Source organism: Coriobacteriaceae bacterium (assembly GCA_025992855.1).
Classification (GTDB): domain Bacteria; phylum Actinomycetota; class Coriobacteriia; order Coriobacteriales; family Coriobacteriaceae; genus Collinsella.
In genome coordinates this window covers 1,571,460-1,596,692 of sequence record DAJPGB010000001.1, presented here as the reverse complement: position 1 = coordinate 1,596,692, position 25,233 = coordinate 1,571,460, and the positions used below count along the sequence as shown (strand labels likewise).

General features: G+C 52.9%; 20 protein-coding genes, 1 tRNA gene and 1 pseudogene. 4 read left to right on the top strand and 18 right to left on the bottom strand.

The window, feature by feature from the left end; genetic code table 11:
- The first annotated feature begins 443 nt into the window (after positions 1 to 443).
- Both OIL88_06720 and OIL88_06715 read left to right on the top strand, forming a co-directional pair.
- On the top strand, positions 444 to 764 hold the full coding sequence (locus tag OIL88_06720) for a hypothetical protein (protein ID HJI72055.1): 321 nt from the start codon (positions 444 to 446) through the stop codon (positions 762 to 764).
- A gap of 15 nt (positions 765 to 779) precedes the next feature.
- Entirely contained in the window at positions 780 to 977 is a 198-nt protein-coding gene (locus OIL88_06715) for a hypothetical protein (GenBank protein HJI72054.1), read from the top strand.
- A gap of 44 nt (positions 978 to 1,021) precedes the next feature.
- Here the strand turns inward: OIL88_06715 and OIL88_06710 are convergent, their stop codons facing one another.
- The 15 genes and pseudogenes from OIL88_06710 to loaP all read right to left on the bottom strand — a co-directional run bounded on the left by OIL88_06710 (position 1,022) and on the right by loaP (position 18,880).
- Positions 1,022 to 1,333 carry a hypothetical protein gene (locus OIL88_06710; protein ID HJI72053.1) on the bottom strand — a complete coding sequence of 104 codons (312 nt, stop codon included), beginning with the start codon at positions 1,331 to 1,333 and terminating at the stop codon, positions 1,022 to 1,024.
- The gene (locus tag OIL88_06705; GenBank protein ID HJI72052.1) at positions 1,330 to 3,801 is read right to left on the bottom strand and encodes an ATP-binding protein; all 2,472 of its coding nucleotides are present in this window, start codon (positions 3,799 to 3,801) and stop codon (positions 1,330 to 1,332) included. Before OIL88_06705 ends, OIL88_06710 begins: the two co-directional genes overlap by 4 nt.
- 717 nt (positions 3,802 to 4,518) lie before the next feature.
- Positions 4,519 to 5,778 (bottom strand): nucleotide sugar dehydrogenase, encoded by a 1,260-nt coding sequence (locus OIL88_06700; protein HJI72051.1) that lies wholly within the window; start codon positions 5,776 to 5,778, stop codon positions 4,519 to 4,521.
- Between the two features lie 69 nt (positions 5,779 to 5,847).
- Positions 5,848 to 6,888 (bottom strand): GDP-mannose 4,6-dehydratase, encoded by a 1,041-nt coding sequence (locus OIL88_06695; protein HJI72050.1) that lies wholly within the window; start codon positions 6,886 to 6,888, stop codon positions 5,848 to 5,850.
- A gap of 580 nt (positions 6,889 to 7,468) precedes the next feature.
- On the bottom strand, positions 7,469 to 8,905 hold the full coding sequence (locus tag OIL88_06690) for a lipopolysaccharide biosynthesis protein (protein ID HJI72049.1): 1,437 nt from the start codon (positions 8,903 to 8,905) through the stop codon (positions 7,469 to 7,471).
- Positions 8,906 to 8,915: 10 nt separating this feature from the next.
- Positions 8,916 to 9,308: a hypothetical protein gene (locus OIL88_06685; protein ID HJI72048.1), complete on the bottom strand. Its 393-nt coding sequence runs from the start codon at positions 9,306 to 9,308 to the stop codon at positions 8,916 to 8,918.
- Positions 9,309 to 9,336: 28 nt separating this feature from the next.
- A complete protein-coding gene (locus tag OIL88_06680) occupies positions 9,337 to 10,263 on the bottom strand; it encodes a hypothetical protein (protein ID HJI72047.1) in 927 nt (308 codons plus the stop codon).
- A gap of 27 nt (positions 10,264 to 10,290) precedes the next feature.
- Positions 10,291 to 11,373: an EpsG family protein gene (locus OIL88_06675; protein ID HJI72046.1), complete on the bottom strand. Its 1,083-nt coding sequence runs from the start codon at positions 11,371 to 11,373 to the stop codon at positions 10,291 to 10,293.
- A complete protein-coding gene (locus tag OIL88_06670; protein HJI72045.1) occupies positions 11,374 to 12,531 on the bottom strand; it encodes a glycosyltransferase family 1 protein in 1,158 nt (385 codons plus the stop codon). It lies immediately after the preceding gene.
- Entirely contained in the window at positions 12,497 to 13,579 is a 1,083-nt protein-coding gene (locus OIL88_06665) for a glycosyltransferase (protein ID HJI72044.1), read from the bottom strand. Before OIL88_06665 ends, OIL88_06670 begins: the two co-directional genes overlap by 35 nt.
- Positions 13,580 to 13,604: 25 nt before the next feature.
- The gene (locus OIL88_06660; protein ID HJI72043.1) at positions 13,605 to 14,396 is read right to left on the bottom strand and encodes a glycosyltransferase; all 792 of its coding nucleotides are present in this window, start codon (positions 14,394 to 14,396) and stop codon (positions 13,605 to 13,607) included.
- A gap of 107 nt (positions 14,397 to 14,503) precedes the next feature.
- Positions 14,504 to 15,112: pseudogene (locus OIL88_06655) on the bottom strand (sugar transferase).
- Positions 15,105 to 16,310: an aminotransferase class V-fold PLP-dependent enzyme gene (locus tag OIL88_06650; GenBank protein HJI72042.1), complete on the bottom strand. Its 1,206-nt coding sequence runs from the start codon at positions 16,308 to 16,310 to the stop codon at positions 15,105 to 15,107. The pseudogene OIL88_06655 and the gene OIL88_06650 overlap by 8 nt, the downstream one beginning before the upstream one ends.
- A gap of 63 nt (positions 16,311 to 16,373) precedes the next feature.
- Positions 16,374 to 18,254 carry a polysaccharide biosynthesis protein gene (locus tag OIL88_06645; GenBank protein ID HJI72041.1) on the bottom strand — a complete coding sequence of 627 codons (1,881 nt, stop codon included), beginning with the start codon at positions 18,252 to 18,254 and terminating at the stop codon, positions 16,374 to 16,376.
- A gap of 80 nt (positions 18,255 to 18,334) precedes the next feature.
- On the bottom strand, positions 18,335 to 18,880 hold the full coding sequence (loaP, locus tag OIL88_06640) for an antiterminator LoaP (GenBank protein HJI72040.1): 546 nt from the start codon (positions 18,878 to 18,880) through the stop codon (positions 18,335 to 18,337).
- Between the two features lie 1,128 nt (positions 18,881 to 20,008).
- Here loaP and OIL88_06635 point away from each other — a divergent pair.
- On the top strand, positions 20,009 to 20,944 hold the full coding sequence (locus OIL88_06635) for a virulence RhuM family protein (protein ID HJI72039.1): 936 nt from the start codon (positions 20,009 to 20,011) through the stop codon (positions 20,942 to 20,944).
- 149 nt (positions 20,945 to 21,093) lie between these two features.
- On the opposite strand, the gene OIL88_06630 is transcribed toward OIL88_06635, so the two are convergent.
- The 3 genes from OIL88_06630 to OIL88_06620 form a co-directional block, all read right to left on the bottom strand.
- Positions 21,094 to 21,169 (bottom strand) — tRNA-Ala (locus OIL88_06630).
- A 93-nt stretch (positions 21,170 to 21,262) separates the two neighbouring features.
- Entirely contained in the window at positions 21,263 to 21,904 is a 642-nt protein-coding gene (locus OIL88_06625) for a thiamine diphosphokinase (GenBank protein ID HJI72038.1), read from the bottom strand.
- Positions 21,905 to 21,913: 9 nt separating this feature from the next.
- A complete protein-coding gene (locus OIL88_06620; protein ID HJI72037.1) occupies positions 21,914 to 22,603 on the bottom strand; it encodes an HAD family phosphatase in 690 nt (229 codons plus the stop codon).
- Between the two features lie 331 nt (positions 22,604 to 22,934).
- On the opposite strand from OIL88_06620, the gene glgB reads away from it, so the two are divergent.
- Positions 22,935 to 25,211: a 1,4-alpha-glucan branching protein GlgB gene (glgB, locus tag OIL88_06615; GenBank protein ID HJI72036.1), complete on the top strand. Its 2,277-nt coding sequence runs from the start codon at positions 22,935 to 22,937 to the stop codon at positions 25,209 to 25,211.
- The last annotated feature ends 22 nt before the right edge of the window (positions 25,212 to 25,233 follow it).

Below are 25,233 nucleotides of genomic sequence, written 5' to 3'. Positions count from 1 at the left end.
GTCCCCAGTGGTCGATTAATTCGTCATTATTGACTTTCTAACATCTTAGATAACAGGTGATGGTTCGGGGACCGTAAGCTCCCCGAAAGCTATGCCCTTCCCAGCCAAACAGAGAATTTGCCCGATCGTCCACCCGGATCTTTGTTTGGCGACCATCCCCTCGGGCGGGCGTTCGGGCGGATGGGACAGTTCTATATGGGAAGAGCGAACCCCTTCGGGGGCTCGTGTCGGGACTCACCGGCGACGAGTTCTTGCTACTCAGAAGGGCCGTTGGTAAGAGACGCTGCCGCAAGCCGCTCCCCGCCTGGGTCTCCTCCCTCAGGCTCATATGTCACAAGATTCCCGTCGAGTGCGCGGCCGAGCTGTGCAGCGTCACCCACAAGACGGCCTTCGAGTGACGGCACCGCGTGCTTGCCACGGTATCCGGCTACCAGGACCGGATTGTGCTGCGCGACACCGTCTGGGTTGACGAGATCTACGTCAATGACACCGGCCTCTCCAAGGGCTACGGGCAGGCCGGGAAGCGCGGCCTGCCCCGCCAGAAATTGTGCATCTGCGTCGCCATCGACATCCACAAGAACCCCGTCGCGGTCGTCTGCGGCCACGGGAAGCCCAGCTCGGCGCGCGTGAAGAAGGCCATGGGCGGCAGGATAGCGCCCGGGCCGCTGCCCATCCACGACCTCGAGCAGGCACACGGCGCGCTGGTCAGGGAGGGCGGGCTCGAGAGCGAGGCGCACAGGGCCGATGTGAACGACCCGGTCTAACTGGAGCGGATGGAGATGGTGAACGACCTGTGCTCCTGGCTCAAGCGCTATCTTTGGCGCTTCACGGGGATGTTGCCCAGGAACCTGCAGGCCTACCTCGACTGGTATGCCTACCTCTTCCAGACCAATCAGTCACGCTATAGATGTGACCCGACTGCAAGGGTGGTGCGCCATATCCTGATGGCCGACGCGACTTACCGCAGCTTGGGGTAGGTACGGCATCGCCCGTTATCTAAACTGTTAGGTTTTTGAATAGATCACTTCTTGACATCGCTTAACGGAACATCTCCATGCTCCTCGATGTACCTCTTGCCAGCCGCGACGGCATCTCCTGCCCTCTTTTCGCACTCCTCCTTGGCTTTTCTAAGCTCGGAGCCTTCTTTCGTCCCGTCGCGAAGTTTCTCGAAGAATCCGGCAAGCGGCATGTCGCCTTCTATTTCGTATTCGACCTTAGATTCGAGTGAGTCGTCCACGAGTTTCTCCAAAAATTCCTGCGTCAGGTCAGCTACCTTCTTTGGCTCGCCGTCGACCCTCAGCTCGCCTCTCGCATCTACAGAAATTATTGTCATCTGTGGGTCATCCCTTCATAAATACCGCTTCTGCGTTTGACTGCGTCTGTTCCGCCATCAATCAAACGCGCAACACCTTCTACAAGATCGCGCTTGCCATGAGCGCCCACGAATGACCGATTTTCATAGACCACGTGGTTCGGCTCGTCAACTCGCTTGTCATTCGCCGCCAAAATGATTTCATTCGCATCGGCATTGACAACAAGCAGAGGTTCGTGCGTTGCCACAAAAATCTGATGCACTTTCCTCAGCTCCCTCAGCTTGTCGCCAAGCGTTCGAAGCAAGAACTCCTTCTCCATGTTCGATTCGGGCTGATCGTAGAGAAGAATTGTATTACTTCCCTCGTTCTGAATCGTACGGTCCAGGAAATAAGCGACATAAATCTTACTGAGCATCCCAGCAGAAAACTCCTCGATAGGGCGGTATTTCCCTTTTTCGTCCTTAAGCTCGATTGAGTATGTCGCTGCCTCATCAAGGGGGAATGACATGGAAAGACCGTCTTTTACGCCCGATTGGAAAAAGACTTCAAGCATGGACCCCACAGACTTTTTTGATGTCAAGTCTATCGGAAACGAAAACGATGACGATTTAGCCTTGGCCTTACCCTTGCTTGCTCTAGTGCATACGTTATCCTGGAAAAGCCCTTTAATACGAGCCTCGTCACCAATCCCCAAGTCTATTTTTTCAATGCTCAATCGGGCGACCTCGCTCTTGCTGGTAAGCTTGACAGAGGCTTCGACTTCCGCGCTTGTAAGGACTGGAATTGCCAAGTCAAGCTCAGATCTCTTGGCAGACAGAAGCTCCGTCGCGAGCTCGGAGAGTTTATCGGTCAGAACCTGCTTCTTCTGATTGAGTTGATGATATTGGCCACTAACCTTCGCGTTATAAGCCTGGACGGCTTCGAAGATGAGTTTAGATTTATCCTTATTAAACTGTTTGGAAAAACGCTTGGACTCCAGGTCAAGCTTCTTAATTGCAAGCGCAGTCAGAAATTCAGCACGCAATCGGGCAAGACGCCTCTTAAGCCCCTCGGAAAGACCGTTTTTATCGGCAATTGAGATAAGCCCGTCAAAATGTCTCTTAGCCTCCTCGAATCCATCTGCGCACGCCGCAATTCTCTCATCGAACTCAATAATAGCGGAGCCGGCATTTGGGTTTTGGATATAGGCTATAGTATCGACACCCTGTACCTGGTTCGCAGCAATGAAGCGTGCCGCGCTTTTCGCCTGCGCCAAAGCGCCGGATGCGGCAGTTCTAGATTCATCCGCTTTAGCCCTGCCTCTCAGATAACGGTTCATATCTGTCGTAAAGCGAACAATGAGATCTGTAAACCCCTGCGAATTGATTTCAAGACCCATATCCTTGACGAGCTCGCCCTTTTCACTGCTATAAGCCTTGATAACCTTATTGTAAAGGTTCTCTCCCTCAATTACTTCGAAGCCGTCCGCAACATCAATTTCCTTACCATCGGGCCCATAAAGGTGCACCTGTGAAAGGTCATAAAGGCCGTTGTAGTCTCCAATGTTAGAGGCTCCAGCAATAAGATGCTTGCCCTTCAACTTCATATTTAGAATATCAAGCAGCAGAGTCTTGCCGCTACCCGATGGCCCAATCACACAATTGAGCCCCTGGGAACAATTAATATCCGACCGTTGCATGCCGTTGCCCTCGTCGATCACTATACGCGCCACATAGGAGACTCTCTTAACGATATCCTCCCCGCGTACCATACGACTATCACCAGCAAGCACAGAATAGAAAAGATCATCGAAGGTGGCACCCGCCCACATGTAGGTTGGCGATAAAACGCTATCAAAATGTTGCCTGTCAACGGACGAAATGTCAGCTGCAGCATCGAACCAAGCACTCGTCTCTTCGGAAAGAAATTCCTTAATTTGTTGCTGAAGAGAAAGTTTGTGGAATGACCTGTTGTCCTCAACGGCGACAGGGAAATATCTGTTCATGCTTAGCAGCTCTTGCGCCATCTGAGGATTCCCGGCAAGCCCGCGGTCGTCTTGTTTTAGCCCATGAACGCAAATAACCGCACGCCGATCAGAGAGAACCTCACAGAACTGATCAATCTTAAGCGCGAATCTTCCATTGGCGACGAAGGCTTCCTTCAAAGCCTTCGTGAAAACCAACAGGTTGGAACAGGGGTCGACCACTACGACAATATGGAGGACGCGCGTTTCATCATCCCAGTTGACGAGGTTTATCTCGATTCCAGGAAGCAGCTCAATCGAATCAAGCGAGGCCATCTTGCGCATAAGCAGATAAGACGCGACATCGAGGTTGTTCGAATTCGTCTGGGCAAGAAGCTGAAAATCCTCTGCCTTTGCTGACCGTAGTTCCTTAAAACCCTTAATAAGGTCGAATTGGGATTGATCCCCAATCGGACGGTTTATGGTTAAATCGGCGGATCTACCGCCGAAATGGTTGTGTATTGATAGCTTAGTATATTCCTCCAATATGTCGTCCTTTCGTCCCAACCTCGCAGCATTAACACTCGAATCTGTATCTACTTGTATTGCAATGCTAAATGACTAAGAATCTTGGCCTCACTAGAACAGTAGTCTATCAAGCAAAACCGTAGTTGCATTTTTCGAACACCTATCAACTCATACTTTTTTGCAATATCCCACTTAAACCCAAGCAGTAAAGTCGGCGTTTACCGTATTCCACCCCAATGCCCATGAACAACAAAATAGATTAATAACCGAGGCGAAACCCCATACAATCTGAGTAAGCGATAAGCCCAGACTCCAGTATTTTCATCCGATAAACAATACGAACGAGACACAAAAGTCCCTGCCCCAGCCCGCGAAATGTGTCTACGAGTCGGGCATGACCAGCACGGACATGAATATGACTCGATGCGAAACGGTTTAGCTTCATTGGGTGTTCTACGATACCGATCCACAAGCCGTATTCAATCAGGCCTGCACCGCGATATATTTCGCCTCGCCAGAAGAAATCGAAACACCGATGCTCAGGGTTAGATAGGGACTAGACGCAGAGACGGATGGATCGTGGGTTAATAAGCTGAGCAACTCGCTATGTTCTTCAACTGTTAAGAAATTAGGCTTAAACCAATCGAGGTCTTATCGGCGTTAGCCGATAAGACCTCTTTCTTGAAATTACGACTTGTGGACAAAAGCTGAAGTCGCAGTGGAAACCCCTCTCCCCTAGTCCCGCTTAAACAGATCCCTCGTGTATACCTTGTCCGCCACGTCATCGAGCTCGTCGCTCCAGCGGTTAGCAACGATTACGTCGCAGCCGGCCTTGAAGGCCTCCAGGTCGTGGGTCACCTCGGAGCCGAAGAACTCCGGCGCGTCCAGCGTGGGCTCGTAGACCACCACGGGCACGCCCTTGGCCTTCACGCGCTTCATGACGCCCTGGATGGAGCTCGCGCGGAAGTTGTCCGAGTTGGACTTCATCGTCAGGCGGTAGACGCCCACGACCGGCTTCGGCTTGCCCTCGTAGACGCGATCCCACACCATCTGCAGCACCTCGTCGGCGACAAAGTCCTTGCGGGTGCGGTTGGCCTCGACGATGGCCTCGATCAGGTTCTGCGGCACGTCCTTGTAGTTGGCCAGCAGCTGCTTGGTGTCCTTGGGCAGGCAGTAGCCGCCGTAGCCGAAGCTGGGGTTGTTGTAGTGGGAGCCGATGCGCGGCTCCAGGCACACGCCGTCGATTACGTCGCGGGTGTTGAGGCCGCGGACCTCGCAGTAGGTGTCGAGCTCGTTGAAGTAGGCGACGCGCAGCGCCAGGTAGGTGTTGGCGAAGAGCTTCACGGCTTCGGCCTCGGTGGTGCCCAGCACGAGCTCCGGGATGCCCACGGTGCCGTCGGCGTTCACGCGCTCCAGCTCGGCAGGGTCGGCGCTCTGCGCGAGCAGGCGGGCAAACTTCTCGGCCGCGGCGACGGCCTGGGCGTCCTCCTTCGGCGCACCCACCACGATGCGGCTGGGATGCAGATTGTCGTAGAGCGCCTTGCTCTCGCGCAGGAACTCGGGGCTGAAGAAGATCTTGCTGTCGCCCAGCCTCTCGCGCAGGCCGGCGGTGTAGCCCACCGGGATCGTGGACTTGATGACGATCCAGGCGTCCGGGTTCACCGAGCGCACGGCGGCGATGGCGGCCTCGACGGAGCTCGTGTCGAAGAAGTTCCTGTCCGAGTCATAGTTGGTGGGCGTGGCGATGACGGCGTAGTCGGCGCCCGTATAGGCCTCGGCCACGTCGACGGTGGCGTGCAGGTCGAGCTGGCGCTCCCCCGCCTTGGCCTCCGCCAGGAAGCGCTCGATCTCGTCGTCCTGGATGGGCGACTGGTAGTTGTTGATCTTCTCGACCTTTTCGGGCACGATATCCAGCGCGTGAACCTCGTTGTGCTGCGAGAGCAGGACGGCGAGGGACAGGCCGACGTAGCCGGTACCGGCGACAGCGATCTTCATGTCATTCTCCAATTGTCAAAGAACAATAATTCGCATGAAAAATGGCCCCTGTTACAGGGCCATGATTTCCTAAATGTTGTAGTAGCGCTTATACCACTTGGCAAAGGCCCTCAGGCCGTCCTCAAGCGGTGTCGCGGGCTTGTAGCCCAGGTCGCGCTGGAGCGCCGTGGTGTCGGCGTAGGTGACGGGCACGTCGCCGGGCTGCATCGGCACGAGTTGCTTGTGGGCCTCGAAGTCGTAGTCCGCAGGCAGCACGCCCTCCTCCACCAGCACGCGTTGCAGCGTGTCGACGAAGTCGAGCAGGTTCTCGGGATGAGAGTTGCCGATGTTGTAGACGCGGTGCGCGGCGAGGGGCAGCCCGTCCTCGCCCATCTTCACCTCGGGCGCGGCGTCCATTACACGTTTCACGCCCTCTACGATGTCGTCGACGTAGGTGAAGTCGCGGCGGCAGTCGCCCATGTTGAAGATCTTGATGGTGTCCCCGCGGCGCAGCTTCTCGGTGAAGCCGAAGTAGGCCATGTCGGGCCTGCCCATGGGGCCGTACACCGTAAAGAAGCGCAGGCCGGTGGCCGGGATGGAGTAGAGCTTGGAGTAAGCCGCGGCCATGAGCTCATTAGACTTCTTGGTGGCGGCGTAGAGCGACACCGGCGAGTCGACGCGGTCCTCCTCCGAGAACGGCACCTTCTTGTTGCCGCCGTAGACCGAGCTGGAGCTGGCGTAGACCAGGTGCTTGACCGGGTGGTGGCGGCAGGCCTCGAGCACGTTGAAGAAGCCGACGAGGTTGCTCTCCAGGTAGGCGCGCGGGTTCTCGATGGAGTAGCGGACGCCCGCCTGGGCGGCGAGGTTCACAACGACGTCGAAGCCGTTCTGTGCGAACAGGCGCTCGATGAGGGTGGCATCGCACAAATCGCCGCGCACGAAGGTGAAGCAGCCGTTGATATCGGCCTCGGCAAGCATGCGAAGGCGCGCGTCCTTGATGCCAGGATCATAATAGCTGTTGAGATTGTCGAGGCCGACGATGGCATCATCGGTCTCTTCGAGCAGCTTCTTGACGAGAAATGCACCGATGAAGCCCGCGGCCCCGGTGACGAGCACTTTTCTAGTTGTCATATAATCTCTTTCGTTAGGTAGGTTAGAGTTCTAAATTTGCACCTTGCGGTTAATATATCCACCCGTTGCGCCAACTCGAGGAATCACGCGACAAGGATTGCCTAGCACAATCGAGTGGCTAGGAACGTCGCAGTTCACGTACGCCCCAGGGGCAATAAGGACATCGTTTCCCACCGAGATTCTGCCGACCAAGGTCGCATTGACGCCTATCCAGACGCAATCCCCAATTACCGGAGCACCCTCACGCTTCCCTCGGTTCTCTTGGCCAATAGTCACGCCCTTATGCAGGTTGCAATTCGAGCCGATGATGGCAGCCGGGTTCACCGTGATATTGTATGCGTGGCCCAGATAAAGGCCCGGTCCGATATCAGTTGAGCGGGATATCTCGAGTCCATACCTTTCGCGCATATGCTGCAACATCAACCTCCAGATAGGATTGGAGGAGCGCTGGGTCTTTCGGAGCACCCATAGAAATCTGAGGGCGTGGTCAGTCATAAGTGAAGTGTCTTCTCCATAACGCTGCCAATCGGGGCACCCCCCCCGTTTTTGTTTACCAAACATAAGTTACATAGCCAATCTATTAGAGAAATCTCGAATAAAGCGAATTAAGTTGTTTGCGAGTCGACGGGAAAATCTCGCAGCACAGTGCGTAAACAATCACACACATGATTATCCCAGGGATGGTCGGGAGACAGATGCTATCAAGAACCCAGCCAGAGGTGAACATCACGACGGAGCAAGCAAAAATCGGAAGCAAGCGAGCAATCATTTTGCCAACAGGGAATTTAATAAAGGCTTTGAGGATGAAGACGTCGATTCCGATGGCTACCAGACGTAAAAGTGAGCTATAGAGCGCAAACTCATTAAAGTCGAGGGATGCGGCATAGTAAGTTACTGGAACCATGACTAGGAGATAGGAGACCTGCGAGGCAAAGGATAGCTTTGGTCTGCCCTTAGCTCTGAAGACCTCGCTTGCATAATAGCCGATCGGTATCACTACGGCACTGCTTAAGGCCCATAGACCAAACATCAAAGAGCCCTCAGACCACTGCGGTCCAAGCACGAGGCTAGTCACGAAGTCACGGTAAAGAAAAATCCCGAAACCCAGAGGAACGACGAACAAGGCGACCTTTTCCTGCATGTGGAAAAAGGCGAGCTGAAACGATTCATCGTCACTCTGCCTTCGAGATAGTTCAGCAAATAGCACGGGAGTTGTCGCACTCGTGATGATGCCCATGCCGGTATTAACCATTGAAATTGATGTCTTGTAAAGACCAAGGTAGTACGGAGTTAACAGGGAGCCTACGATGAAAGTTCCCATCCAAGACGTAAGCCAAATGGAAAACTGCTCGAGAAGCGTCCATGAACTGAATGACAGCATCTCCTTCAATTCGGCAAATGAGTAAAAAAGGGAAGGCTTCCAATCCGACTTAAGGGTCAAGACTAGAGAATTCACTAAGTTGCCGATAATAGTGCCGATCACAAGCGACCAGAAGTCGAAACCGAGAAGCGCTAAGGGTACAGTAACAAACATAGGGACGAGGGCCACTGCGACCCTGACGACAAATAACTCCTTAAAGGAGAAGGCCCTGTGAAACAGCGCAAGCTGGATGCTGCTCAAGGCGGTAAGGGGAAGAGAAGCACAAGCGACGATGAGGACAATTCCAAGGCCATCGTTGCCCACAAGGGCAGCAAGAGGCTCGTTGAATAAAGCTACGAGAGACCAGAGTGCTAAGGAGACGAACAAGTTCGTCACAAAGGCGACGTTAGCACTTCGGAAGAGATGGGACTTGTCCCTGAACTCGTGCTGGATGAGGTACTTCTGAAAACCCGCATCCGAAAGCATGTCCGCGAAGCTCGTTACCATGGTAACGGTAGCCACAACACCGAAAGCCTCTGGCGCAAGAATATGCGCAAGGGCGATCTGGGTAAGCGGTGATATTAGCTTAACGACCACCTCGGTCACAAGGGACCATTTGGTAGCCGAAGAAGCCTTTTGAGTTAATTCGTCAGTCATCTTCCTTCAATCATTTTTTCCCAAAAGCTAAGTCAAGATCAATAAAGGAACCAAGAAGAGAGTCGTCCGCATCATCTATAGCGCCGAACCCGCCATCGTTGAAAAGCGTAAGCTCGCCGAAGATGAGTCTATCCCCCGCTAAATACCAATCAGCGCGCATTTCTGGGAACCCTTCGGTAAGAACTGAGCTGTAATTGAGCATCTCGTTGAGTCTCGAAGGAGCAGGGATCTTATAATTGGACTTGGGTATGTCGCCCCATTCGAGATCAGGCAGGGAATCCCAACTTGGAGTGAAATAGTCGCACGTATGGTTGGAAAAACGCCCGCGATGAACTTCGATGAGCTTTGGTACGCCATTAAAACAGCTGACCTTATAGCCTGCCGGAGAGTTATCACGTTTCACAATGCCATGGACCCACAATATCGTTGTTTCATTTTGGAAGCACCCCCCCCCCGATACTATCGGGGAGTTGTATCCAGGAGCCGAGCTTTTCATCCCACAAGGAAGGGTCGAACTCCTCAAAACCACCGCCTGGGAAGAATGTCAGTTCTCCGAAGTAATACTGACCGGCAACCTCATAAAAGTCGGCCCGAACGAACGGAATCTCCTTTGATAGCAGCTCAGCGTCAGAAACCATTTGTTTCAAGCTCGCAGGTGCTTTCGGAGGAATGTCCGCGTTGGGATAATGCCTGGTAAACGGCAGATGGTTCCATTCGGGGTCGAAGAAATCAACGCGCAAGTCGCCCTCGGATCGATCGGTGCAAGTGAACTCGCAGCAGGCCTTTCCATCAAAACACATAATCTTGTAATCAGTCAGATCGCTTTTGCCCTCAGCAGGATCAAGATACTCCTCGGCGAAAACACATGGTTTGACATCCTTATATGGCCACTCTCGGGTACGCCAGAAGTAATTGGTCTTAAGGTGCTTCGCCAATTTCTTCTTCGCAGCATCGAGATCAAAGGTGCTTCGGTCGCTGCAGATGGCAACGCCTCCGCAATCGTGATTTGTCTTGAGTACGAACCGGTCAGGAAGATCCGTGATATCGATATCCTCAACTTCCTCCCACATCGCGTAGGTCTTGGTGACATGCTCCACGCCGATACGCTCCGCGACCCAAGGTTTCACTCGATACTTATCCACTAGAGTGTTATAAAGGGGGTTCTTATCATGCAATTTAAGCCACTGAAGCTTTTCATTGAATGTCTTTGGATTTTTAAGATCGAGCTTTTCACCAACCGTCCCCCTAAACATTGCCTTTAGATGGGGCTCATCGGGGACCCAATTGGTGAGCCCATATCCAGCAGCGAAAACGTATGCTATCCAAGGGTTATTAATAAACTTTGAAAGCTTGTTCACTTGAAACTCCTGAATTACAGTGGATGACTAAATTAAAGTTGACATACTGTTGGCAAATAAAGCGATGGAGATAGGTACTACGAAATAAAAACTCAGCACTCGTCCATGTCTGCCAAAACAATGCATCATCAAATAAGGAATAAGAATGGCTAAGAAAATAGAATAATAAGAGAGAACACGTCCCATGATGACCATTGAATATGATGCAGCCTGGAGACACAGCGCTAGACTCAGCGCAAAAATAGAGACCTTCACCATTTGAGGACTTTTTTCGAAATCATTCGTATCCCGAAGCGCGTAAAGAACAACAACCGCCACAAATAAGAGAATGACGAGCATGCTAAAGCTTCCGCCTTCAACATCATATTTAGAACCAACAAAATGAGCATACTGCGGAAAAATCTTTACAGCCACCATTGCCAAAGCGCGCCCAAGAGCAAGGAAGAGAAAGGAGACAGGAATCGCAATCTTAAGTAAGTGCATTACATCTATTTTTTTGTAAAACCAGAGAAGAGCGAAGCATATCGATGATGAATGGAAGGCCATGGCAAGAACTATGGTGAGAACAAATGGAATTGGTTTATTAGAGTCGATCCAACGAGTTGAAAATAAACAAATCGAAAGAGCAATCATCTGGCGGTAAACACCTAGGCTATATGCAAAGAGGCTTAAAGCGCAGTAGATGAGAAAGCTGACATAGGGAGATTCGCTATAGCGTATAAAAAAATCAAATACCAGTGGATAAATCAAAATACCGATAATAAAAAAGAATGCATGGTCAGATAAAAAGAAATGAGCGCAAATTTTCGTAAGCAGGAAGTAAAGCGGTTCATAATCGTATGGCCATACGAGCTTAGCGGTAAACACCTCACCCCACGAGATGCCCGCATAGTAATGTAAGGATCCGAGGTAATTTGGATTATCCGCTCCGACTGTAATATCGCGGACAGCCACAAAACAGATAAGGGCGACGCAAAGGCAGGCGGCGTAAGGCGTCCAGTTAACATCCTTTAGCCCATCGCTCTTTCGGATATCTCCTCCCTCGCAAACGCCCCTATAGATAAGGGCAACGATTCCAGCAATGATGATAAAGGTTAAATATGGAATCATTTACTGTAACTCCCGAGCGTTATCGTCGGCTCCATAGACCAGGGTAACGAATCGCTTGACTTCTTCATTGATGTCATAACCGGCATCTGCCATCTGATTTCGTTTATCAACTCTTGCTGCTTCGCCAGCACACAACACCGAATTAACCCAAAGATCAGTATCAGTAAAGGGCAGGAACGCAACATCGCCTGTGACATTTACTTCTCTCGTTACCGTGTCAGAAACGACGCAATGAAGGCCTGCGGCCTGAGCTTCAATTACGACATTTGGCATGCCCTCATATAATGATGGCAGAACGAAAACATCGAATGCAGACAATAAAGCCGGGATATCAGAGCGCAGGCCAGTAAAAATGATATTAGAAAGTACTCCCAAAACTTTTGCTTTCTCACGAATATTGTGCTCAAGCTCTCCCATGCCCACCAACACGAGACGGGCGTCAGATCTTTGTTTTAGTAATTCAGCAAATACTTTAAGAAGGAATTCATGGTTCTTCTGAGCAGTAAAGCGCCCAACATGTCCAACAACAAGAGAATTGTCGTTTAAACCGAGTTCATTGCGAATTGACCTACGCATTTCAAGAGAAAACTGATATTGATTAAGATCAAGAGCATTGTGAAGATAACGAACTTCACCTCGCCTAATTGCTTTAGGACCAAAAGCATATTCGGCAGCAAGGTCAGAAGGCGCAATCTTTACATCTGCAATTGAAGTCAAAGGGCGGCGAATAGCTTTCTGAATAAACTGACCAATAACACCCTTGCCGTCACTGGCGTTACTTGAACGCATAAAAAGTCGAGATGCACCCGCTTTCTTGGCAACCCAGAGATCTATTGCTGAAAGTGCATCCGATCCAATACGAAGCACGTTGGGGCATCCATCATCACGAACTGCAAGTGTGAGCTCGCGTCGGTAGGCAGAAAAATCTTTCGTTTTACGAGTGATTCTAAAAACTCTGCCTCCAAGGCGTTCGATTTCGTCTTCGTAATAGCCTCGCTTATCGCCGGAAACAACAAAGTCCATCTGATAACGCGTTCGATCTAGCTGTCGATACATCTTCATTAAGAATGTTTCAGCACCACCTGTGTCCATATTCGACACAATGCAGAGCAGTCGCTGAGGTTTATTGTTTGTGCACATCGAAATTGCTTTCAACAAGAAGCTTGAATGTCCTCAAGCCCGTTTCGTACGAGTAGTCGTGCCCCTTGTGAAGGCAAGATTTTTTCATTTCAAGCAGCTGCTTGGGCAGCCTGGGATTAAGTAGGATATCCAGCAACGCCTCACGATTGCAGAATTCATACGTCAAGCCCGTTTCGCCTTCTTGGACCATCTCGGCATAACTTGGCCATTGCGACGCAATTACGGGGATACCGGCACAGTAAGCATCGACCACGGTGCCTGGGACGCCTTCGCCCGGGCACCTCGTTGGAAAGGTCAGGGCAAGGTACCCGTTGAGGACCGAAGTGCTCTCGCCCGCGGGCGCCACGCCCTTGTAGGCGACCTCGGAGACGTCGCAGTCTGCCATGAGCGCGTGGAAGTGCTCCTTGTACTCGGCTAGGACGTTTCCGTAAATGTCGAGCCTGAAGGCGCGACGACCAAGCTGGCTGTTCGCCTTGCGCACAGCCCACACGATGTCGTCAATGCCTTTGTCCTCGTAGATGCGGGAGAAGACCGCTAAAGGCCATGGCTCACCGGATGGCTTCTCAAGTTCGGAGGATTCGAGAAGTGGCAGGCGCTTGTAGTTATATGCGACGAGCACGTTTTCGAAGCCTTGATCGGTGAGCAGAGCCTTAACTCGTTGGGACTCAACCAGTATCGCATCGAACGATTTGAGCTTCTTCGTGAGCAAAGACTTTCCGGCTATAAATTCGGCGAGCCACCCGCCGATAACTGAATACACGACTTTACAGCCATGTCGCTTCCGCAAGTTAATGAGCAAAGGCGCAAAGACTTTCAGTCCGTTATGGGCCGGAAGCATAATGAGGACATCAGAGAACTTCGCGAGTTCGGTACACTCACGAATAAGTGCAATCGGGTGCTTCTGCCACCCACGCGTGTCGACAGATCTGACATTCTCATTCCCGCAGACATCGCGCAACAACTCACGGACAGTTCGAGTCTTCACGACCTGACCATCCGCCATGTCGAGCCCCTCAGCAAAGTGCCCGATAATGCCGACCGTCTTTATCTGTTTAGTAATTTCCATCTATAGAAAGCCTTGCCTCGCATGTTCAGTCACAGTTGCTGACGTACTTCATCTTCTTGTACGCACCAAAAACCAGATTTATGAATGTCCTCCAGCAAGCGAGCGGAGCCGACATACCCTCGCCCTCGTGCCAGAGAACGTAGAGATGAGCGACCTGGCCCCTGAGTCCAACTCCGTGCGAGACAGAAGACGTTCTCACCCGATATCGCCCGAGCACCTCAGGCAACAGCATGCAGTCAGCTTTCTTGGCCGCCTTCAGCCACATGGCATAGTCGTTGTGCTTTTTCAGGTCGGCTATCTGCACCATGCCGACCTCATGCGCATCGTACATTACGGTCAAACACCCTGGCCAGCAATAACGGCGCATGCCTGAGTGTGTAATAAGCGCAGGCCCCGAGAAGCGACGCCCTTGGGGCTCTCCGCCCTCGTCCATCGTCTCATACTCCGTGTACGAAAAACTGCAGCCGCTTTTGCGCATGAACGCGAGCTGCCTCTCCAGCTTGTCCGGCCCCCAAAGGTCATCGCTGTCCAGAAAGGCGATCCAGTCGCCCTTTGCCTCTCGAAGCGCGCGGTTACGCGAGCATGCCGCGCCCGAGTTGCGCTCGTTTGAGAAAACGTGGACGCGCGAGTCATCCATGGCTATCGCCTCAGCAACAGCGACGGTGCCGTCCGTCGAGCAATCGTCAACGATCAGCAGCTCCCAGTCGCCGTATGTCTGCGACTGTACGCTCTTTATGCTTTCCGCAATAAAGTCTTCAGAGTTGTAGGATGGCATTACGACGGATACAAGGCCGAACTCCTGAGCGTTTTCCCTCACTGAATCACGACCGTTTCGTTCAATAGTTTCTTCGCCTGCTCTTGCAGGTCGTAGTACTCTTCGCACGTCACGCGGCCCTCGGCAAGCAAATAGTCGCCGTAGTCGGCGGAGGTGGCCATGCCGTCCTCGGTAATGCCTTCATGTTTCAAGAAGGCTTTGGCGAGGGTCTTAAAGAAAATGGCGGCATCACCCGCGAATGTAATGTGCTCGATATAGTCCAGGTCGTAGGCAAGCTTGTCATCCCAGGCAATGGCGTTACGCCCGTTCACCTGGGCCAACCCAGAAAGACCCGGCCGCACAAAATGGCGCTTGCGCTGTTCGGGCGTCATGAACACCATATCGCGCACCAGCTGCGGACGCGGCCCGATAATAGCCATCTCGCCTCGCACGATGTTGAGCACCTCTGGCAGCTCATCCAAGCTCGTCGCACGCAAAGCCTTGCCAAACCTTGTCAAGCGCACCTCGTCGGGCAAAAGATTCCCCTTTTCGTCGCGCTCGTCTGTCATAGTACGAAACTTATACAGCTTGAATATCTTTTCATCCTTGCCCGGGCGAGGCTGTTTGAACAGCACAGGGCCGCCCAATTTCACACGCACCAGAATTGCCACGATTGCCAGTACCCACCAGAAGAGAATAAGCAGGACAAGAGACAGGCACAGGTCAATGACCCGTTTACCATAACGTTGGTAGAAAGTTTCGTTACCCGACCTACTCAAAACAACGCCTAATCACTTCGATGATCACGTCCTGTTGTTCGGGCGTCATCTTGTTGTCGGAGGGCAGACAGAGACCACGATGGAAGATATCGGCGCCCACATCCAAAGGCAAGCCATCTGTACCCGTTGCACCGCCGGAAATATACGCGTTGGTCTTAGCTCGACCATTGCCCTCGCGCGTTACGAAAGCATTCATGCGATAAATAGGCTGCATGTGCATAGGCTTCCAGATTGGACGACCCTCGGCGTTAAAGGCAGCAATAGCCTCAAGAATCTCGGTAGGACAGCTCTTGCCAGGCTCGCTTACGTAAAGTGCCTCACTCTCGCCTCGAACCTGTTTGCACATTGCGTCAGGGTCTATTAGTAGGCAAGAAAGCCAGAAGTTCGGCTCACAAACGTTAGGGTCATAGGGGTTCATGCTCACCGGCAGACCCTTAAAGCCCTCTTTGTAACGCATGTAAATAGCCTTCTTTTGGGCAATATGCTCCTCCAGATACGGAATCTGGCCACGCACAACACCGGCAATTACATTGCTCATGCGATAGTTATAACCAAGCTCCTCATGCTGGTACCAGGGAGCGGCTTCACGCGACTGGGTCGACCATTTGCGCGTTTTATCGGCTGCCTCTTTGCTATCAGTTAAAAGCATGCCACCAGCGGAACCGGTAATGATCTTATTGCCGTTAAAGCTAATGGCGCTGATGTCACCAAACGTACCAGTCTGACGACCCTTATACGTGGCGCCAAGTGACTCAGCAGCATCCTCAACAAGGACAGCCCCGTGCGCATCGCAAATTGAACGAAGCTCTTCGACTTTGCCAGGCGTTCCGTAAAGATGCGCCGCCACAACGACCTTTGCAGTCGGATGCAGTTCGAAAGCCTTTTCAAGAGCGACGGGATCCATATTCCAAGTGTCTCGCTCAGTATCGATAAATACAGGGACACCGCCCTCGTAAACAACTGGGTTCACCGTTGCGTCGAACGTCATATCGCTGCAAAGGACCTCATCACCGGGCTTAATTCCAGCGAGCTTCATGGCAAGATGCAAGGCAGAAGTACCGCAAGAAAGGGCAACGGCATAGCCGCAACCAATCTTTTCGGCCATTTGGCGTTCGATTTCGTTGATATTATCGCCTACCGTCGACATCCAGTTGGTCTCATATGCCTCGGTAATGTATTTGAGCTCATCGCCGTGCATGGTAGGCGAGCTTAGCCAAACGTTGTTCTCAAAGGGCTTAATGTCCATCGTGACTCCTTATCCCTAATCGTTAAACTGCGGATGATATGTAGGTACAACCTCAGCGAGCACGGACTTAACCGTGTCGTTATCCTTGTCGAGGCAGTCATGAAGCTTCTCAAGCTTGTCTTTAATCTCTTCCATCTTGTCGGCCTCGGCTGTGGAGATGCGAATCTCGGAATGCTTGGTAGGCAGGAGCTGCTCATTGTCCATAAGGAGCTCCTCGTACATCTTTTCGCCAGGACGCAGGCCGACTTCTTTGATCTGGATATCTTTGCCAGGCTTAAGACCGCTCAGCGTAATAAGGTTGATGGCAAGGTCATAGATCTTGACCGGCTCACCCATGTCCAGAACAAAGATCTCGCCGCCATGAGCAAGTGCGCCAGCAGTAATGACCAACTTACTAGCCTCGGGGATGGTCATGAAGTAACGCGTGATGTCCTTGTGCGTAATGGTGATAGGGCCACCCTCACGAAGCTGGCGCTTAAACAACGGAATAACCGATCCATGACTACCCAGAACATTGCCAAAGCGAACAGCCGTAAAGATGGTCTTACTGTTTGCCGCGTAATACTGAACGATCATCTCGTCCATACGCTTGGTGGCACCCATTACGTTAGTGGGATTAACCGCCTTATCGGTAGAAATCTGCACATAATGGCTGCACTGATACTTGTCGGCAAGACGCACGACGTTGAGCGTGCCAAAAACGTTATTCTCGATTGCCTCGCGAGCGTTGTGTTCCATAAGAGGAACGTGCTTGTGGGCTGCAGCGTGGAAAACAACTTGAGGATGGTACTTCTCAAAGACCTTGGTAATCGCTGGGAGATGCGTAATGGAGCCGATATAGACTTGAATATCAGTGCCTTGATCATGAGCGGTCTTGATGATGTCGTGATATAGCTCGTAGGTAGTGTTCTCGTAAATGTCGAACAACACGATTTGCGCAGGTTTTGCCGGAAGCAACTGACGTACAAGCTCTGAGCCAATAGATCCGCCGCCGCCCGTGACCAAAATGCGCTTACCGGTAACATAGCCCATCTGGTTAAGGTCAAGCGACTTCTCCTCGCGAGAAAGCAAGTCACTGATTTCGACCTCACGAAGGGCAACCCTGCCTATACCATCCTGCGGAATATCGCGGACATTGGGGAGCGTGAGGACCCTAAGGCCTGTCTTCATGCATAGGTCATAGATACGCTGACGCTCTTCATGCGTGGCGCTCGGAATTGCCACGACAATCCGCTCCGCTTCACAATCGTGCGCAATAGTAGGGATATCGGCGCAAGTACCGCAGACCTTAACGTCATGAATACGCTGGTTTTGTTTATTGGGGTCATCGTCAACAACGGCAACCGGATCACCGATCATATCAGGGTCTCCGTTGAGCATACGTTTGATGGAGAGAGAGCCGGTCTCCCCTGCTCCTACGATGAGCGTGCGCGGGAGATGCCCATCGGAATTGCTTTTAAATCGCCAGAGCTGGCTACCATAAATGGCGCGAATGGCAAAGCGTCCGCCACCGCAAATGATGAGCACAACGGCCCATGCCATAACATCCTCGCGGAGCGACATGCCCTTGCCGAATAACACGTTAAAGATAACGTCGCCAATGACTGAGCCTACCGTTACAGCAGCAACAATACGTCCAGCCTCAGAAATGCTCGCATAGCGCCATAAGCTGCTATACATGTGGAAGAACCAAAAGACGACAACGTTAACAAGCGCAAGCACAAGAATAGCCGGGCATGCGCCGGCTGCTCCGCTGAGCGTCGCCCAATGCTGCGTTCCCCACGATGCGACAAACACTGCAATAAAAGTTGCCGCAATGTCATATGCCATCAACGCATACGGCTCGAAGGCGCTCAGCTTCCCCTTTTGCTTTGCGCTCTTAGATTCGGTGTTCAAGATCCGCTCTTCTCTCTCCCTATTAATCCCGTTATCCCCGCCCGGGGATCCCCTTTGCCCCTTTGAGCAGCCGCCCGCAGTTAGGCGATTGCCTTTTTAAGGTTTCGCATTGCGCGCTGCTCGCTTGAAAGCACTGCGAGACCCACGCGGGTGGTTACGCGTCGGCCGCACAGATCGAGCTCCAAATAGGCAGTGCTCTTGCGTCTGTTAATGGTTTTGATAAGGCCTTCGTGTCCCAGCAGCGGACCAGCCGTAACTACGACCTGGTCGCCGTCTTTTAGGGCCTCGCTCATGGGCACTACACGATCTCCCCTGTTGGTAAAGCTGCCAATGAGCTGGGTCTCTTCTTTTGCCAGCGGCACAAACCGACCGTCCTGGGAAAGCACCCGGGCAAAGTCGTCCATGCGCAGCAAATACTGTTGCACGGTGCGCGGATCCGCCGTATCGCAAATGAGATAAGCGGGAAAGAGCGGCTTGGTCGTGCTGACCCATTCGCGGTGTAGCTTGATCTCGGTTTGATATTGGGGATAAAAGAGCTCCTGCATGACGCCAGACGGCACCATGCGCTCGATGCGCTCGCGCATAACGTCTTCGCGACCGTTAGTGACTTGGATCACATACCACACGAGCACCACCCCCTTGCTGTCTTACGTATGGCTCACGGGGTTTGGGTATGGCTACGCCAGGGCGCTTGTGCGCGAAGGCGCTCCATATTCAAACCCTGAGCCCAGTTAGACAAGCACGTGGCTCTGCCCCACCGTGAACGGTATGTACGAGTGCAGCACTGAGGCTGTAGGCATGTATCGCAAATGAGCCTACAGCCTCAGCTGACTGCGTGCGAGCCAGTCAAGCGGGTACAAAACTGGACCGCACGCAAACAGCTGAAGAACTGCAACGTGTTGACATACAACACTTATTCATTTGCATCTTTTGATTAATTCAATGCAAATAATTAAAGTCGCATGACTTCTTTATTGGAGCTCGTGGTGTTTCTGGCACCGCCGTTACGGCCGGATGCTGATTGACCCTGCGCTTTGAGGTTTGCTGGAACCGCGAGCGCAGTTGAACTCATGTAACGTTAGGTATCATAGCACAAGCTGTTAGTGAAACTAATTTGAGTAGCGGCTAACAACATTTCGTTCATTTAGCGTGCTCAAGGGGGTTGTTTTGGGATGTTGTTCACGTTGGCGCAGGTTATTGGGGCGCTGGCAGTGATTAGGGGCGTTCCTGAAGCCCAAATGAAGCAGCGATCTGCACTGATATTCACGTTTGACTAACAAACTATGAACAGACATGGGAAATAAATTGTGCAACTTTTTGCGGGTGTTGGCGTGGGCGTCGCACTGCGAAGATGCTCATCGCACAATAGGCGCGCCTGGCTACAGAGTCAACGCATTTTAAGGCGGTTTGTTGGACATCTTTTGGGATGCAGATAGATTTAGGCGTAAGGTTTATCGGGCGAGGTTGACAATCCCGTCTCCCAGTGCGAGGTTCACCGAAATGGAAGATAATACATATAGAACATGCGTTCTATATCTGATAGAATAGAATCAAAGGTATATGGGCAACGTGAGCCGGTACGGAGGCCCCCAATGGTACGTATCGGCGAGATGGATGCTTTATTCACAGCAACCGTCACTCAGAGCCCTTAGGCAGGTATGCGCCCCTGCTGGCCGACACCCATAAAGTTCGGCAGACAATCGAGTATCGAATTGGACATGCATGTGCCCAATGGATTGATGTGGAGCGCGAAGATGAATGGCAATCAGATTGTTCTCTTTGAATCCAACGACCGAGAGGTCACGATTCCTGTTGTAATTGACAAAGGAAGCGAAACTGTATGGCTGACCCGAAATGAGATGGCAGCGCTGTTTGATAGGGATGTCAAAACAATCGGCAAGCATATCAACAACGCTTTAAAGGAGGAATTAAGCGACGATGATTCAGTTGTCGCAAAATTTGCGACAACTGCTGCTGACGGCAAAAGATATCAAACTGATCATTACAGCTTAGACATGATATTGTCCATTGGATACCGCGTTAAATCTCAACGCGGTGTTGAATTCCGTCGCTGGGCAACCAATGTGCTCCACAAGTTAATTATTGAAGGACACGTTGAAAACGAACGTAGACTCGAGCAACTAGGGACAGTCGCTCAGATTATCGAACGTCTGCCCGAGGACCTCGGCTCTCGTGAGATACTCGATATCGTTGAGAGCTATATAGATGTCTTTAAACTGCTCGATGAATACGACCGTGAATCTATCGATCGACCCAAAGGGCAAACGGGGATATATACACTTGAATACGAGCTGTGCATGAATTTAATCTCCCAAATGCGCGGACGTTTTGCGAGCGACCTGTTTGGCCTAGAAAAAGACGAGTCCTTCCGCAGCAGCATCTCGGTAATCAATCAGTCGTTTGGAGGCCAAGACCTCTACCCATCCGTACAGGAAAAGGCAGCAAATCTGTTGTACTTCATCATCAAAAACCATTCATTTCTCGACGGAAACAAGCGCATCGGATGCAGTCTCTTTCTCTACTATCTAGATCGCTACAGACTGCTTTTTCGAGGCCTAGACAAACGAATCGCAGACAGCACGCTTGTTGCTGTCGCGCTCATGATTGCTGAGTCGAGACCTGAAGAAAAGGAATCTATGGTCTCTCTGGTTATGAACTTTTTGGAGTAGATGAAGAGGCTGGCGGACAACCTCGTATTAAGGGACAGGTTTCAATCTGGCGGTTTTGGAACATCCCCATTTGGGGTCATTCCCTAAATGGGGATCAAAAGATATTGCAAATAAAAAGGCCACTCGATTGAGTGGCCTAGCATTCACGATGGTGGAGACGAGGGGGATCGAACCCCTGACCTCTTGACTGCCAGTCAAGCGCTCTCCCAACTGAGCTACGCCCCCGTGACGAGGAGATACTATAGGGGAATGTTTCTTGTTGTGCAAGAAGTTTTTTGGGCTTGTTCATCTCACATACGGGTTTTCCTGGGACGGCCTTTACTTGTAGAGGTAAGCGATGGCGGTGCCGGAGTGCACTTGAATCCTGGCGGTCGTTCTTATTATGTTGCTGATGCCGGTGTCGGCCAATAGACCTAACGGGCTGTGGTCTAGTTCCCATTCTAGGCCTTGTTCGCTCACTTCGGTGTTTGGGGCGATTGCGATGATGGAGAAGGTTTTGCCTTCGGCGCCCTTGATGGTCCAGGACTCGCCTGCGTGGAGGATTCGGGCCGTGGTCTCGTCTTCGCAGATCCAGACGGAGGCGTCTTTGTAGTTGGCTAGTAGACCTAGGACGGAGAGGGCCATGTCGGGGCGGCCGCCCGTGGAGCAGGTTGCGACCACCTCGGCGGACGGCCAGCGGCGACGGATGGTTTCTAGGGCTAGGGCTAGGTCAGTGTAGTCCTTGTAGGGGTTGTGGCGTTCGACTTCGAAGTCTTTGGCGGCATCGACTAGGGCTCGGCCCCCATCGCTCACCGTGTCGGCGTCACCGACGTAGACGTCGCAGCTCAAGCCGGCGCCCAAAAGCGCATCGAGTCCGCAGTCCACGGCGACGATGTGATCGCACTCCCCTGCCAGCTGGCGCAACAACTCCGCGCTTGTCACCACGGGCGAGCCGCAGACAACTAATACTTTACAAGCCACAGTTCTCGCCTAGCCCTCAAACGTAAGCACGCGAGCAAGGTCCAGCTCTTCGTAGTTGTCGATGAAGATCTCACAGTTGTCGCGAACGTCATCTCGATCTGTGTGCCCCAGCGGGCCGTAAATTCCCACACGCTTAAAGCCGGCGGTCCCGGAGCTCATAAGGCCAAAGGCAGCGTCCTCAAAAACCCAAGCGGTGTCAAACGCATGCCCGTGGCGCTCCTCCAGACGACGCAGTGCTAGCTCATACACATCCGGAAAATGCTTGGAGCGGCCTGCCTCGCCCGTGGTGGTAATAAAGTCCATGTACGGCGCTACTCCGGAGCCATCCAGCGCTGCCTGCACCAGCTCGGCCGTGGTGGACGTGGCCACACACATGGCAACACCGGCATCCTGGGCCTGCTTCAAAAACGGCAGCAGACCCGCAATCGGCGACACCTTGGAATAGCCCTCAAGCAAAATGCCACACAGCTCTTCATACAGCTCGGGGCCTTCTTCCTTAACACCCCACAGATCGTGGTATGCCTGGCACTCGTCTTCCAGCGACAAGGGGCCAAAATCGGCAAAGTCCTCGGGCTTCACATCTACCCCGTGGCGGTGCAATAACTCTGGCTGGGCATAGGCCCAAACGGGGGTGCTGTTCACCAACGTGCCGTCGCAATCGAAAATAAAAGCAACGTTGGGGGCGGCGGTCTGGGACATAAACGAACCTTTCGATGTCAAATGGTAAACATCCTGCTAAAAACGTTTTACTAAACGTCAAACTAACAATCTAAAAACCCTAATTGGTAAAACTGTCAAGAGTTTTACCATCGCAATTCTGTCAGTGGTCTAAACATGGCGCTCACCGATTAAAAGCTGCCGCAAAACCACTTTCCTCCATAAAAGTAATGTACAGGTGTTATGGTAGTTTCTGCCGAAAGTTCCACCGAGCACGCGAGGTGGAACGAATCATAGAACTATCGCCGTCCCTTCGATTCGTGCAGCCTTGGACCTTTCGCATCTAGTCACCAAGGCAACACGCTGCCGCGTCATGATGGGATCAAACGTGAGCGATACAAAGCTAAAGCCAGCAACCAAAAAGCCCGCTACCCGTAAAGCCGCCCCGCATGCACCGGAGCTCACCAAGGACGATGTCTACCTATTTGGCATTGGCATGTGGGAGCGCAGCTGGGAAAAGATGGGCGCGCACCCCGATACGCAGAACCGCACGCGCGGCTGGCGTTTTTGCGTTTGGGCGCCCGATGTAAAGAGCGTCCACGTTATTGGCGAATTTAACGACTGGGATGAGGAAGCCAACCCGCTGGTGCCCGTGCATACGAGCGCTATCTGGGAAGGCTTTATTCCTGGCGCTGAGCAGGGCCAGCTCTATAAGTATCTTATCGAGACCAACGAGGGCGAAAAGCTCTACAAGGCCGATCCGTACGCTTTTAAGGCCGAGTGCCCTCCGGGTACGGCAAGCGTGCTGTGGAGCCTGGACGGCTATAAGTGGAACGACGCCGCGTGGCTCAAGCGCCGCGCCGGCCACAATCATATGTCGCAGCCCCTTAACATCTACGAGGTGCATATTGGTTCGTGGAAGCGCCACGGCGACGCGCCGCAGGGCGAGCCGGACGAGTACGGCAACTACCCCGGCCCCATGGATCCCTTCCCCGCGCAGCGCGGTGAGTTCTACACCTACGACGACCTGTCGGTGGAGCTCGTGGACTACGTACGCGACATGGGCTATACGCACATTGAGGTCATGCCGCTCATGGAGCATCCCTTCGATGGCTCCTGGGGCTACCAGACGACCGGCTACTATGCCGCCACGTCGCGCTATGGCAACCCGCAGCAGCTCATGCACTTTATCGATGCATGCCACGAGGCGGGCATCGGCGTGATCATGGACTGGGTACCCGGCGGTTTTTGCGCCGACTCCCACGGCCTTGCCACCTTTAACGGCCACATGCTGTTTGAGCACGAGATTCACCCCAACTGGGGCACGCACAAGTTCGACTTCGCCCGCGGCGAGGTCCGCTCCTTCCTGGTCTCCAACGTGCTGTACTGGCTCGAGAACTTCCACGTGGACGGCATCCGCATGGACGGCGTGTCCAGCATGCTGTACCTCAACTTTGGCATCGACGATCCGGGCCAAAAGAAGTTCAACAAGTACGGTACCGAGGAGGACCTGGACGCCAGCGCGTTTATCCGTCAGGTCAACTGCGCTGTAGAGGCGCACTATCCCGACGTGATGATGATGGCCGAGGAGTCCACCGCGTGGCCGCTCGTGACCTACCCGCCGCAGGACGGAGGCCTGGGCTTCCACTACAAGTGGGACATGGGCTGGATGAACGACACCCTGCACTACATGCAGACCGATTTTCCGTGGCGCCCCGGCAACCACGGGCTACTCACGTTCTCCATCATGTACGCCTTTACCGAGAACTTTATCTGTCCGCTGAGCCACGACGAGGTCGTACACGGCAAGTGCTCGCTCATCGGCCGCATGCCGGGCGACTGGTGGCGCCAGTTTGCCGGTCTGCGCACGCTTGCCTTCTATCAGATGACGCACCCCGGTGCCAAGCTCAACTTTATGGGCAACGAGATCGGCCAGTTTATTGAGTGGCGCTACTACGAGTCCATCCAGTGGTTCCTGACCGAGGAGTACGAGACTCACAAGCATCATCAGGCGTTTATCAAGGCGCTCAATCACCTATACACCGCCGAGCCCGCCCTGTACGAGCGCGGCTACACCGACGATGGCTTTACCTGGATCGATGCGGACAACTCCAAGCAGTCCATCGTGAGCTTTGTGCGCCAGGGCGAGGACATCGAAGACGACCTGGTGATCCTGATCAACTTTGATCCGGCGAGCTACGAGAGCTTCCGTGTGGGCGTGCCGCGCGAGGGTGACTGGGAGGTCATCTTCGATTCCGACCGTCCCGAGTTTGGCGGCAGCGGCTATGCCGGCAAAGAGCCCTACACCTGCTCAAGCGAGCCCTATCCCTGGAACGGGCAGATGGACTCCATCGAGATCAAGGTGCCCGGCCTTGCAGGCGTGGTGCTTAAGCGCCGCGGTCCCAGCAGCTACAAGCCGCCGGTGGTTGAGGAGCCCAAGAAGGCGACGCGTAAGCGCACGTCCTCGGTGATGCCCAAGCCTGCGGCCGCTAAGAAGGCCCCGGCCAAGGCGAAGGCCAAGACCGCGACTAAAACCAAGTCCGCCGCAAAGCCTGCTGCTAAGGCTACCGCGGCCAAGAAGTCGGCTGCCAAAAAGGCCGCTATCAAGGCCAAGTCTGCTTCTGTTAAGCCGGCTGCCAAGGATGCGTAACAAAGCCGTTACAGCTGTAATT